The organism is Janthinobacterium sp. SUN137 (genome assembly GCF_030587265.1).
Taxonomy (GTDB): domain Bacteria; phylum Pseudomonadota; class Gammaproteobacteria; order Burkholderiales; family Burkholderiaceae_D; genus Janthinobacterium; species Janthinobacterium kumbetense.
Map to the genome: position 1 here is coordinate 79,163 of NZ_JAPWHZ010000007.1, position 12,914 is coordinate 92,076.

The 12,914-nt window shown below is 63.1% G+C and carries 6 protein-coding genes; 2 read left to right on the forward strand and 4 right to left on the reverse strand.

Annotation, left to right across the window (positions count from 1 at the left end):
- Positions 1 to 25 precede the first annotated feature (25 nt).
- The 4 genes from O3298_RS28175 to O3298_RS28190 all read right to left on the reverse strand — a co-directional run bounded on the left by O3298_RS28175 (position 26) and on the right by O3298_RS28190 (position 8,734).
- Complete coding sequence (locus O3298_RS28175) at positions 26 to 1,885, reverse strand: DUF885 domain-containing protein (protein WP_305061164.1); 1,860 nt, start codon at positions 1,883 to 1,885, stop codon at positions 26 to 28.
- Between the two features lie 169 nt (positions 1,886 to 2,054).
- Positions 2,055 to 2,543, reverse strand: a complete 489-nt coding sequence (locus O3298_RS28180) for a hypothetical protein (protein ID WP_305061099.1) — start codon at positions 2,541 to 2,543, stop codon at positions 2,055 to 2,057.
- 69 nt (positions 2,544 to 2,612) lie between these two features.
- Positions 2,613 to 6,794, reverse strand: a complete 4,182-nt coding sequence (locus tag O3298_RS28185; protein ID WP_305061100.1) for a DEAD/DEAH box helicase — start codon at positions 6,792 to 6,794, stop codon at positions 2,613 to 2,615.
- Positions 6,791 to 8,734, reverse strand: coding sequence for a S9 family peptidase (locus O3298_RS28190; protein WP_305061101.1), 1,944 nt, complete (start codon positions 8,732 to 8,734; stop codon positions 6,791 to 6,793). The genes O3298_RS28185 and O3298_RS28190 overlap by 4 nt, the downstream gene beginning before the upstream one ends.
- Before the next feature lie 200 nt (positions 8,735 to 8,934).
- Here O3298_RS28190 and hemE point away from each other — a divergent pair, with 200 nt between their 5' ends.
- Together hemE and O3298_RS28200 are read left to right on the forward strand one after the other, a co-directional pair.
- Positions 8,935 to 10,020 carry a uroporphyrinogen decarboxylase gene (gene hemE / locus O3298_RS28195; protein ID WP_099666089.1) on the forward strand — a complete coding sequence of 362 codons (1,086 nt, stop codon included), beginning with the start codon at positions 8,935 to 8,937 and terminating at the stop codon, positions 10,018 to 10,020.
- A gap of 840 nt (positions 10,021 to 10,860) precedes the next feature.
- Positions 10,861 to 12,912 carry a primosomal protein N' gene (locus O3298_RS28200; protein WP_305061102.1) on the forward strand — a complete coding sequence of 684 codons (2,052 nt, stop codon included), beginning with the start codon at positions 10,861 to 10,863 and terminating at the stop codon, positions 12,910 to 12,912.
- Positions 12,913 to 12,914: the final 2 nt, after the last annotated feature.

The window sequence follows — 12,914 nt, forward strand, 5'->3', positions numbered from 1 at the left end:
TTTGCAAGCTGACGGCGAGCGCCAGTTAATTCATCAATTCCTTGATGACTTTCACGGGCGCGCTGCCGTAGCTGAGGAATTGCTCATGGAAATCCTTCAGCACGAATTTGCTGCCCAGCGCTTGCTTGCGCTGTTCGCGCAAGTCCATGATTTCGCTGTAGCCGCTGAAATAGCTGGTCAGTTGCACCGAGCTCAGCTGCACGCGGCGCCATTTTTCCTTGGCTTCACGCTGGGTCTGGAAGGCTTGGCGCGTCAGCAGGTCGAGCGCCTGCGCTTCCGTCATGCCCTGCACGTGCACGCTGTAGTCGAGAATGGTATTGGTGACGCTGCGCAAGTTCCACTTCGAATACATCAACCACATTTCCGGCGCGTTATTGCCATAGCCGGACTCGAGCATCATGCGTTCGCCATACACGGCCCAGCCTTCGATCATGGCGCCATTGCCAAAGATGGACTTGACCAGCGACGGCGACTTGTTGGCGTACACGAGCTGCGTGTAGTGGCCGGGGATGGCTTCGTGGATATTCAGGATCTGCAAGATCCAGTGGTTGTATTCGCGCAAGCTGCTTTCCGCCTGTTCCGGCGTTTCGCCGTCGAGCGGCGTCACGTTGTAATAGGTGCGGTCTTGCGGGCGATACGGGCCGGGCGCTTCGATGCTGGCGCCGGCCACGCCGCGCTGGTAGGCGGGCGTTTCGCGCACGACCAGGGGCTTTTTCGGGTCCATCGTCAGCAGGTTGTGGCTGGTCACCCATTCCTGCAATTCCGGGATCTGGCGGCGGATTTCCGGCACGAAATCGGCAGGCGCCACGTGGTTGCTGGACAGCTTGTCGATCACCATGCCGATCTTTGCCGTGCGGTCCGCCGGCTTGGCCGTGGCGCCCATGGTTTTCACCCACAGCTCGTCGGACAGGCTATCCATGTGCTCGAGCAGCTTTTCGCGCGCGGCCAGGGCTTTCTGGTACATCTGTTCGGCGCTCACGCTGGCCTGGATATCGTAGGCGAATTTCTGCTCATACAACTCCTTGCCGATGCGGAAGGAGCGCGCGTTGCCGTTCTGCGCCAGCGCGGCATCCTGTTCCGTCAGCCACGCGGCGTAGCCTTGCACGGCCGTGCGGGCCGCGGCGATGCGGGCCGTGTACAGCTGTTTTTCCACCGGCGTCAGGATGGACGCCTGTGCCGTCTTGTTCAGGTCGTCAAGCACGCTGAGCACGCCGGCGCTCTGGGCGATGGCCAGCTGCGTGTGTTCGCGCGTGGGTTGATTGATACTGGCGCGCGCGGCCGCGTAGTATTGCGGCACGGTGGCGATGCGCTTGAGCAAGGTACGCAGACGCTGCGGCTGCGCCGCGTATTCCGTGTTCAGGATGAAGTCGATGGAGCCGGCCACGTTGTACTGGGCGGGATTCCATTCGAATTCGCGGAAGGTGGTCAGATACCAGCGGTCCGATTGCAGTTTATTCGTCAGCAAGGCCAGGTCGGTGCGTTGCTTGTCGGACATCTTGCTCGCATTCAGCTTGCCGAACTTGCCCAGCCATTCGTCGATGAAGGCCAGCTGCTTCTGGCGGCTGGCCGCGTCGGGGATGCTCAAGTTGGCGGCGCCGTCATATTTGCCAACCGAAATCGCGCTTTCCGGATCCAGGCGCCACAGGGCCGTAAGGAACTGGCCGCTGAGGTTATTCATGGAACGGTCGCTGCTGTTCTCGCTGGCGACGGCCGCTACCGTGGCTGCCGTGGCGGCGCTGACGACGGCTGCTTTCTTGCCGACGGTTTTTTTCTTGCTGCTGCTGGTGCTGGCCTTGCCTTGCTTCTGCGGCTTCTTGGCGGCGCTGGCCGGTGTCAGGGTAAAGGCCATCATCAATGCGGCGAGCGCAACTTTATTTTTTATCAGCATAGTTTATCTCTTGAATATTTTGCTGTTTGTCCTGATCAGAAAATAATAAACTGATAATATAAGTAACAAACAACTATTGAAAGGTTGGCCTTGCTTGCCTGGGCGGCCCAAAGATTAGCATTAATTGCCGCCGCTGCGCAGTTTTTTGCGCCGGGAGCGCGCGGCGCTAGACCACGATGGCGCTGCCGTGCAGCAATTCCTGGTGGCGCGCATTGATGGCCGCCACGGCATCCTTGCCGCGCGCCATGCCGGTGGCGTGGATTTCCGTTTCCTGCGTGTAGCGCTGGCTGACTCGTACCGTATAGGACTGGAACAGCCAGCTCCAGAAGTTCGTTTCATAGACGGCTTCATCCATGTCGCGCCATTTGACGCCCGTCAGTTTCTTTTTCCACGGCAAGATGCCGGACGCCAGCCACACGCCCGCCTCATCAATGTACAGCTGATAGCTGCGGATGGTCAGCAGGCGGTAGCCGACGATCATGGCCGAGCCGATCAGCACGACGAAGGCGGCGCGCGCGTTGTACTTGAAGGCCAGCGGCAGGGCGGCAAAAAACAGCAGCACGGCGATGAGGAAGGTGCTGACGTAGGCGGTCCAGGATTTGCCGCACAAAAAGGTGGCGCGCTGGCCGGCGCTGGTGGCGATATAGTCGGTCATGGCGTGGCATCAAAACAGGGAAAAACGATCATCGCATGGAACGCGGTGGCGCCGCTCATTTTTTCAATCTCATTGCTTCAACCCTTCCTGCAGCATGCCCAGCATGTCATTGGCCGACATGCGCGCGGCCGCGTCGCTGCCTTCCAGCAGGCTGTCGGCCAGGTCGCGCTTGTGCTGATGCAATTCGACGATGCCTTCCTCGATCGTGTGCTTCGCCACCAGCCGGTAAATGGTGACGGGGCGCAATTGCCCCATGCGGTGGGCCCGGTCGGAAGCCTGGTCTTCCACGGCCGGGTTCCACCACGGGTCCATGTGGATCACGTAGTCGGCCGCCGTCAGATTGATGCCCATGCCGCCCGCCTTCAGGCTGATGAGGAAAACGTCGCCCTCGCCCGCCTGGAAGGCGTCGACGCGGCGCTTGCGCTCCTGCATGGGCGTGCTGCCATCGAGATACTGGTAACTGACGCCATGCTGCTCCAGGTGCTGGCGGATCAGGGTCAAATGGTCGACGAACTGGCTGAAGACGAGCACCTTGTGGCGGTTTTCCAGCAAGCCCGACAACAACTGGGCGAACGCCGCCAGCTTGCTGCTGGCCAGGCCCAGCTCGGGCGCCACCAGTTGCGGGTTGCAGCAGGCGCGGCGCAGCTTCATGATCTCGGCCAGGATCTGGATGGCTTTTTTCGACGCCGGCCCTTCCACCATGGCCAGCTTTTCCAGCGCTTCGCGGCGCAAGGATTCGTACAGCGCCGTTTCCTGCGGCGACAATTCCACTTCCAGCACGATTTCCGTGCGCGACGGCAATTCCGACAGCACTTGCGTCTTCGTGCGGCGCAGGATGAATGGCGCGATCAGGCGGCGCAGCCGCAGGCGCGCGCCGGCCGCCGCGCGCTTGTCTTGATCTTTCTCAATGGGACCGGCGAAGCGCAAATTAAACTGGTCGAGGGTGCCCAGCAAACCGGGGTTGATGAAGCGGAACAGGTTCCACAATTCACCCAGGTGGTTTTCCAGCGGCGTGCCGCTGGCCACCATGCGGAAATCGCCTTGCAAGGCCATCACGGCTTGCGAGCGCTTGGTGGCGCCATTCTTGATGGCTTGCGCTTCGTCGAGCACGATCGTATGCCAGCGCACGCCGGCAAACATAGTGGCTTCCTGCTGCAGCAAGCCATAGCTGGCCACCACCACGTCGAACGGCTGCAGTGTTTCCAGCATGCCGGCGCGGTCGCCGCTGCCGAACAGTTTGATGTTCAAGGTGGGGGCGAAGCGTTGCGCCTCGCTGATCCAGTTCATGCACACGGATGTGGGGGCGACGACGAGAGTGGGGCCGTGCGGCGCGCGCGCCAGGATCAGGGCCAGCGCCTGCAAGGTCTTGCCGAGTCCCATGTCGTCGGCCAGGCAGGCGCCCACGCCCCAGTGCGCCAAGCGCGCCAGCCAGTTAAAACCGGCCAGCTGGTAGTCGCGCAAGTCCGCCTGCAAGGTGCTGGGCAGCTGCGGCTGATAGTCGTCGAGGGCGCGCAGGCGCAGCAAGTGTTCGCGCCACAGTTTGTCGGCCTTCACGCCGCCCGCATCGTTGGCCAGCTCTTCCAGCGCAAACGCGGCCAGCGGGTGGATGTGCACGCCGTCGGCATGCGCTTCGCCATACGCGGCCAGCTCGGACAGGCGGCGGTGCAATTCGTCGCTCAGAGCCAGGAACTGGTTGTCGCCCAGGGCCACGAAGCGGCTTTTATTGTTCTGCATCAAATCGAGCAGGGCGCGCAAATCCATCACCTTGTCTTCATCGATCTGCACTTCGCCGCTGGCGGCAAACCAGTCTTTTTCGCTCTTGATGTTCAGGCGCATCTGGCCGCTGTCGATGCGTTTCGACACGCGCATGGTTTCGCCTTCGGGCCAGGCCAGCACCATGCCGTCCGAGTCCAGCGCCTGCAATTCCACCAGCAGTTGCAAGCCCAGGGCAGGCTGGCCCAGCAGCCACTCGCCATGCTCTTCTTCCGCCTCTTCCAGCACCAGGCAGCGACCGATGAGCTGGCGCTGCGCTTCGCGTTCCGCGTTCAAGTCGCGCCGCGCCTGCACGGCCCGGCCCGCCACATCGGCAAACACGCTTTCGGCGCCGCTGCCGGGTGCGTAATAGGCGCCGTTGTCGAGCAGTGGCCGCACGAGGATCTGCATCTTGAGGCCCTGCTGGTAGGGCAGCAAATGCACGTGCAGGCGGTGGTCGGCCGTGATAGCTTCCGCATCGCCCGCGCCGCCGCCGATGTCCGATTGCACGGTAACCATGGACGAGATGGCGCCGATGGCCTGCATCACCTGTTTTTCCGCATGCAGGGGCACGGACAGGCCCAGGCCCACGATGGCGCCGATGCGCCGGTGCTCGTCGAGGATGTGCACCACGCGCAAACGCGTCGGCGTCTCGCGCTGTACCACGACATTGCTGCCGTTGTCGGGCAATGGCGGCTGCATGCCCAGCCACAGTTGCCCCTCGTGTGACTTGATCAGGAGCTCGGGCGCGCCAGCGATCAGCTCCACGCGCGTGTCGGGGTGGTCGAGCCAGAACACGAGCGGGTGGCCCACCAGCAAGACGGCGGCCTTGTCCAGCTCGACTTCATAGCGGGGTGCCGATGAATAATATTGTTTAAAAGGCGCGATGCTGCCCGCCGCGCGCGCGTCTTGCGGCGTGAGGAAATCGATGTCGCCCGCTTCTTCGGCCAGGCGTTTCAAGCCCATGGCGCGACCCTTGCTCCAGCCGCCCCGCGCGTCGCGCTTCTGCTCGCGCACTTCCACGGCCGTCAGGCCGAAGCGCGGGTCGAACGCCACCAGCCACACGAGGCGCGAGACGCCGCCCAGCGCTTCGGCGGGCGCGTTCTGCTGCAGGTTGATCAGCGCGCTCAGCTGGCGCTGCCACGCTTCCTGGCGCTCGAACCACGGCGCCATGTCCGTCAAGCCATGTTGCGCCCGCTTGGCCGTCGCATAGCGCTCCTGCTGCGGCTCGCCCATCAAGCCCAGCAAGCCGGCCGCCTGCGCCGCGATCAAATCGTAGCCGGCCGCGTCCGCTTGCTGCACCAACAGGCGCAGCTGATCCTTGCGTTCGCTCAACTGCGGCAGCGCCAGCCAGTAGTACAACAAGGCTTGGAACAGTTGCGCCTGCAGTGCCGTTTCCCAGTTGCGCGTGGGGATGCTTTCCGCCAGCTGCACGCCGGCGCGCACCAGGCGCAGGGTATGGAGTTGCTGGTAGACGATGCTGTCGTGGTTCGGTTGCGCATGCAGGGCGATATCGAGGTAAGTTTCCGCGCTTTTCAGCTGCTTGGCGTCGTTGCTGCGCAGCAAGGCCAGCACGTACAAGTGGCCGCCGATGCCCGTGAAGCACAGCTTGCGCTTGCCTGTTTCCTTGCGCAAGCCCTTCAAGGCCGTCTCGAAGCCCGCCACGGCGTGCGCATGTTCGCCGCGCAACAGGGCGATGCTGCTGTCGAGAAACAGCACCTGCGGGCCCTGCTGGCCTGCCAGGTAGCGCGCAGCCGCGTCGAGTTCGCCGCACAGCAGGGCGTCTTCGGCCAAGGCCAGCGGCAGGGCGGCGCCGATATGGTCGCCGGCCGCCGTCTGGCGCGCGTGGTGGGCGCGCGCGTACGCGCGGATGGCGTGCGCCGTGCCCGGCTCGCGCGGCGCATTGCCCAGCAGCACGGCGAGGATGTCATCCTGCAGTTGCGGCATGACGAAAGACAACATTTCCGGCTCGAACGGCCGGCCGAAGATTTCGATCAGCGGATGCAGCTGCTGCGCTTCATAGCACGCCATGCAGGCGGCCAGGATGGCGGCCACGTGGCGTACCTCGTCATTGCGCAGCAGGGCGATGCGCAGGCGCGCCACGCCTTGGCGGTAGCTGCGCAGCTCCACATAGCCATCCCAGTTGCGGCGCACGGGATTGATCAGCTCGATGGCCTGGCACAGGTCGCGAAACACCAGGTGTTCGATGGCGGCGCGCATGGCGGGCCAGCGCAGCCTCGCTTCGCAGGCAAAGCCCCGTCCCACGATTTCCGACGCCAGCGCCAGACGCGTCAGCCGCAGCAGCATGTTCGTCACCACCAGCAGGGAAAACGGCGTGCCGTCCGGCTCGACGACATTGGCGCGCTGCAAGTGTTCGTACACGGCATGCTTGCCCACCGGTTCGCCCGTGATCGCCAGCAGGGCCAGGATCATCTGCTCATGCTGCTCCAGTGCGGCGAACTCGTCCAGCAGATGCTGGTCGACATTTTGCTCGGTCATGCGGGCAAATTGGCGATATGCACGGGAGGCTCGCCAGCCGCCACGGGCAGGCCGAACACGCGCTGGTAGAAATACAGTTCCGCGTCCAGGGTGCGCACGATGTTTTCCGCCTTGCGGAAGCCGTGGCCCTCGCCTTCGAGCGGGACATACGCGACGGGCACGCCGCGCGCCTGCAGGGCGTCGACCATCAGCTGCGACTGCTGCGGCGGCACCACCTTGTCGTCGAGGCCCTGGAAGAAGATCATCGGGCGCGACAGTTTATCCGTGTGGTGGATGGGCGAGCGCTCGCGGTACAGCGCCTCGGCTTGCGGTTGCGAAGCGATCAGGTAGTCGGTGTAGCGCGATTCGAACTTGTGCGAATCGTTGTCCAGGCCCTTCAGGTCGGATACGCCGTAGTAACTGGCGCCTGCCTTGAAGACGTCGTGGAAGGTCAGGGCGCACAGGGTCGTCAGGCCGCCGGCGCTGCCGCCGCGGATGATCAGGCGTTCCGGGTCGGCCAGGCCGTTGGCGGCCAGGTAGCGCGCGCCGGCGATGCAGTCTTCCACGTCGACGATGCCCCACTGCCCGCGCAGCGCGTCGCGGTATTCGCGGCCGAAGCCGCTGCTGCCGCCATAGTTGACGTCGAGCACGCCGATGCCGCGGCTGGTCCAGTACTGCGTCGCCAGTTTCAAGGTATTGCTGGCCATGCTGGTGGGGCCGCCGTGGCTGATGACGATGACGGGTGGCAACGTTCCTGCCGGCGCCTGCACGTCGCCATTCGTGGGCGCATAAAAGAAGGCGTGCGCCGTGCGGCCATTGTTGCTCGGATAGCTCAAGCTGCGCGGCACGGACAGGTAGCCGAGCGCAGGCAGGGCAGCGATCGACTGCGCCAGCACTTCCAGTTCATGGTTGGCCAAATCGATGCGCGCCAGTTCCAGCGCGATGGTGGGGCTGCCGCCCAGCAGCGCGACGAAGCCGGGGCCCACGCGCAGCTCGCGGATTTCCTGGTACGGGTGCGGTATCGGCTCCAGCTTGGCCGCCGCCACGTTCAATTGCGCCAGGTAGCTGATGCCAGCCTGGATATACGTGCAGATGATCTCGTCGTCGGACAGGAAACCATACATGCTGCCGCCGAAGGTCCAGTGCGGCGTGGCAAATTCCGCTTCCATCGGACACAGCGCCTCGATGTCGGCGCCGTGCAGGCGGTACAGATTCCACCAGCCGCTGCTGTCGGACACGAAGTGCAGCAAGCCGTTCGGCGACCATTCCGGTTGGCAAATCGACTCGCGCGCGCCGCCGGCGATCAGGCGCGGCGAGCCCAGGCTGCCGTCCGGGTGCACGTCGGCCAGCCACAGTTCCGTGCCTTGCCACGGCAGGCGCGGGTGGTCCCAGCTGATCCAGGCCAGCTGGCTGCCGTCCGGCGACAAACGCGGCGCCGCATAGAAATCGTGGCCGCGCGCCAGTACCGTTTCGCGCCCGTCGAAGCCGACGGCGGCCAGGCAGTTTTCCGGCAGGGCATGACCTTCCTGCGGATGCTGCTCGCGCACGGCGATCAGGCGGGAACGGGCCGCATCGACGACGAAATCCGCATGGCGCGTGTTGCCGCCCGTGGTGAACGCTGCGGGCGCGGCGTCGCCGCTCACGCGGTACAGGCAATTGTCGGCGAAATGCGAAAAGTAGACGGTATCGCCCGCCACGGCATACGCGCCGCCGCCATATTCATGCACGCGGGTGCGCACATTGAAGGGCGCCGGCGTCAATTCATCGACGCGCGCGCCGCGCTGGCGCAGCAGGGTGTTGCGGCCCGCCTCGCTGGCGCGCCCGGCCAGCCAGAACACGTCGCCGCCATCCGCACCGCCCAGGGCCAGCTGCGTCAGCGGCGAGGCGCCGGCGGCGACGATGGCCGCGCTGATCGGCGATGGCCAGATGCCATAAGGGGTGCTGGATGCGGTCGAGGTCATGCGGGCTCCGTATAGTGAGGGGATCAAGGGCCGCCAGGCAGGGTCAAGTCGCGCGGCGGCGTGCATCATCATAATGGAAGGGCTGGCACAACGAAAGTCATCGCTGTGCGTGGCAAATGCTGCAAAGCGGCACCGGAATCAATGAAATGGCGGCGATTGGATGCGATAATACCGCTTCTCCAAGCTATTGATTGCCTTCCATGCCACAATTTGCTCCGCTCCAGAACGATACTTTCCTGCGCGCCCTGCTGCGCCAGCCGACCGAGCACACCCCAGTCTGGCTGATGCGCCAGGCGGGCCGCTATTTGCCCGAATACCGCGCCACGCGCGAGCGGGCCGGTTCCTTCCTGGGCCTGGCAAAGAATCCCGATTACGCCACGGAAGTGACCCTGCAGCCCCTGGAGCGTTTCCCGCTCGACGCGGCTATCCTGTTTTCCGACATCCTGACGGTGCCTGACGCCATGGGCCTGGGCCTGTATTTCGCCGATGGCGAAGGCCCGAAGTTCGAGCGCCCGCTGCGCACGGAACAGGATGTGAAGGCATTGCAAGTGCCGGACCTGGAATCGCTCGACTACGTCTTCAAGGCCGTCACGCAGATCCGCACGGAACTCAACGGCCGCGTGCCGCTGATCGGTTTTTCCGGCAGCCCGTGGACCCTGGCGTGCTACATGGTGGAAGGCGGCGGCTCGAAAGAGTTCCACACCATCAAGAAGATGCTGTACAACCGCCCGGACCTGATGCACCACATCCTGGCCATCAACGCCACTTCCGTGGCGCAGTACCTGAATGCGCAAATTGATGCCGGCGCGCAAGCCGTGATGATTTTCGATTCCTGGGGCGGTGCGCTGGCCGATGGCGCCTACCAGGAATTCTCGCTGGCCTACATGCAGCAAGTGGTGGCGCAATTGAAACGCGACAAGGATGGCGTGAAAATCCCTGCCATCGTGTTTACCAAGGGCGGCGGCCAGTGGATCGAGCAGATCGCCGACATCGGCGCCGACGCCGTGGGCCTGGACTGGACCGTCAACCTGACGCGCGCGCGCCAGCTGGTGGGCCATAAAGTGGGCTTGCAAGGCAATCTGGACCCGGCCATCCTGTTCGCCAGCCCCGAGCAGATCCGCGCCGAAGTGGCGAAAGTGCTCAACGCCTTCGGCGCGCCGTCGGAAGGCACGGGCCACGTGTTCAACCTGGGCCACGGCATTTCCCAGTTCACGCCGCCGGAATCGGTGGCAGCCATGGTGGAAGCCGTGCACAGCATGAGCCGCGCCATGCGCAGCGGCCAGTAAGTAGCCGTTTTCCCCTGGCACAGGGGCAGAAAGGCAGGCTTTCCAGCGGAAGCCTGCCTTTTTCTTTGCTGCGCCTTCGCAAGAAATACCGACTTATGCACATTTTTTTTTGCTGCGGAAATAAGAGGCAGTCGAAAAGCCATGCCCGGGGATGCTCTGCAAGTGCTTGATTATTAAGATATAAAAAAAGCCTTGTTCGGCGGACTTTGTTGCTATTGATAAGGTTATTCTTTCGTTCGCCTGCCTTATTCCTTCATTGTCCACAAAGTTATCAACAGATTCTGTGGATAAAATTGAAAAGTATTTTGTTATCCGATACTTAGCGCCGATGTTCAGGTTTCACCTGAAGTGCATGTTGCACTGCATAATAATTGAACAATGTTTCGTCGCCCGCCAGGGAAAAACGAACGCTTGCCCGGCAATTGTCAACTTTGCAGCATGCCGCCGCCGATTTTCCGGATCGGCCGCCACAAAAGCAGGCTGATTTCTGTATAAATAAATTACAAATGGTTCAGTTATGCACAGCGGCGGAAATGCCCTGCGGTTTTCCAGCCTCCCGGGCGTCAATTTTTAAGTCATTGATTTTAAATACTTAATTTTTCTTGCGTGCCGCTCTTGACGGCGATCGAAATTTTCTGTCCACATTTTTCTGAAAGTTAATTTTGCTTTGTCCACAAAGTTATCCACAGAATTTTCTTCAGGCACGATGCCACGCCATCCTGCCTGCCGTTAGGCGTTTGAGGGGCGAAACAAGTATCATGGCCCGCTGGCTTGATGCCGGACATCCCGCGCGCCATCGATTCTGCGGCGCGCTTTTTTATTGAGATAGGCCCTACCCCCATGTCGCAGTGCATTTTGACGTCGTGCATCCTGAACATCGCGCTCGACACGCCCTTGAACGCCCTGTTCGACTACCGCTGGAACGCGGCGGCGGATGCGGACGCAGCCGTGCCTCTGCCGCAAGTGGGGCAACTGGCGCTGGTGCCGTTCGGCCGGCGCGAAGTGATGGGGCTGATCGTCGGCGTGTCCGACAGCACCGACGTGCCCGCCGCGAAACTGAAGGACGTGCTGGCCGTGCGCAGCCAGCTGGCGCCCCTGTCGGAACAATGGCTGGCGCTGGCCGCCTTTGCGGCCGATTACTACCAGCGTCCGCTCGGTGAAGTGGCGCTGCCGGGTTTACCGAAGAATTTGCGTGTGCTCACCACCGTGGCGCTCGACCGCGCCATCAAGAAGCTGGGCAAGCTGGCCGACGCGCACGACGGCACGCCGCTGAACATGCCGGCCCTGAATCCTGCCCAGCAAGAAGCGGCCGACGCCATCGGCGGCGCCCGGGGTTTCAAGCCGACCCTGCTGTACGGCGTGACGGGCAGCGGCAAGACGGAAGTGTATCTGCAGGCCTGCGCCCAGGTGCTGGCGCGCGAGAACGATGCGCAAATCCTGATCCTGGTGCCGGAAATCAACCTGACGCCCCAGCTGGAAGGCAACATCCGCGCGCGCTTTCCCGGCGTCATGCTGGCGACCCTGCACAGCAGCCTGTCCGAAGGCGAGCGCATGCTGCACTGGCTTGCCGCCCATCAGGGGCAGGCGCGCATCGTGCTCGGCACGCGATTGGCCATCCTGGCGTCGTTGCCGAAACTCAAACTGATCGTCATCGATGAAGAGCACGATCCTTCCTACAAGCAACAGGAAGGCTTGCGCTATTCCGCGCGCGACCTGGCCGTGTGGCGCGCCTGGCAATTGCAGATTCCCATCGTGCTCGGTTCGGCGACGCCGTCGCTGGAAAGCTGGCACCATGCACAGACGGGGCGCTACCGCAAGCTGGAGTTGCGCGAACGGGCCGTCAAGAATGCGGTGTTGCCGCGCGTCAAGATTCTCGACATGGAACGCGACCGGCCGAAAGATGGCCTGACTTCGCATTTGGTAGCCGCCTTGAAACTGCGCATGGAGCGCGGAGAACAGTCGCTGCTGTTCTTGAACCGGCGCGGCTATTCGCCCGTGATCTGCTGCGAATCGTGCGGCTGGATCAGCAATTGCACGCGCTGCACCTCGTTCATGGTGCTGCACAAGCCCGAGCACCGGCTGCGCTGCCACCATTGCAGTCTGGAACTGCGCATTCCCCGCCATTGCCCCACGTGCGGCAACGTCGACCTGCAGCCGCTGGGACGCGGCACGCAGCGCGTGGAAGAGGGCTTGCAGCAATTGTTTCCAGAGGCGCGGATCTTGCGCATCGATGCCGATTCCACGCGCAAGAAAGGCAGTGCCCAGGAAGCGTTCGACACCGTGCACCGGGGCGAAGTGGATATCCTGATCGGTACGCAGATGGTGGCCAAGGGCCACGATTTCAAAAAGCTGACCCTGGTCGGCATTCTGAATCCGGACACGGCCCTGTTTTCCCAGGATTACCGGGCCAGCGAACGGCTGTTCGCCCAGTTGATGCAGGTGGCGGGCCGGGCAGGGCGCGCTGCGCAGACGGAAGGGGGCAGCGTGTCCGAAGTGCTGATCCAGACGCGCTATGCGCGCCATCCGCTGTACGACGCCGTCGTCAACCACGATTACGATCACTTCGCCACCACCTTGCTGGAAGAGCGGGCGCAGGCGGCGCTGCCGCCGTACCTGTTCCAGGCCCTGCTGCGCGCGGAAGCACCCGAGCTGGCCACGGCCATCGAGTTCCTGCAGGCGGCCAAGGAATGCATGGGGCACCCGCAGGTGACCATCAACGACCCGATTCCCATGAGCATGACGCGCGTCTACAACGTGGACCGCGCGCAGCTGCTGCTGGAATCGCCCTCGCGTCCCGCCCTGCAGGCGTTTTTAAAGGAATGGCTGATGGAGTTGCGCGCCATGAAGACGCGCGTGAAATGGTCGCTGGAAGTGGACCCGCTGGATATTTAAAT

What these genes read in the sequence shown, in the direction of transcription:
- O3298_RS28180 (WP_305061099.1), bottom strand. Translation starts at nt 2,543, where the DNA reads ATGACCGACTATATCGCCACCAGCGCCGGCCAGCGCGCCACCTTTTTG.
- O3298_RS28185 (WP_305061100.1), bottom strand. Translation starts at nt 6,794, where the DNA reads ATGACCGAGCAAAATGTCGACCAGCATCTGCTGGACGAGTTCGCCGCA.
- O3298_RS28190 (WP_305061101.1), bottom strand. Translation starts at nt 8,734, where the DNA reads ATGACCTCGACCGCATCCAGCACCCCTTATGGCATCTGGCCATCGCCG.
- hemE (WP_099666089.1), top strand. Translation starts at nt 8,935, where the DNA reads ATGCCACAATTTGCTCCGCTCCAGAACGATACTTTCCTGCGCGCCCTG.
- O3298_RS28200 (WP_305061102.1), top strand. Translation starts at nt 10,861, where the DNA reads ATGTCGCAGTGCATTTTGACGTCGTGCATCCTGAACATCGCGCTCGAC.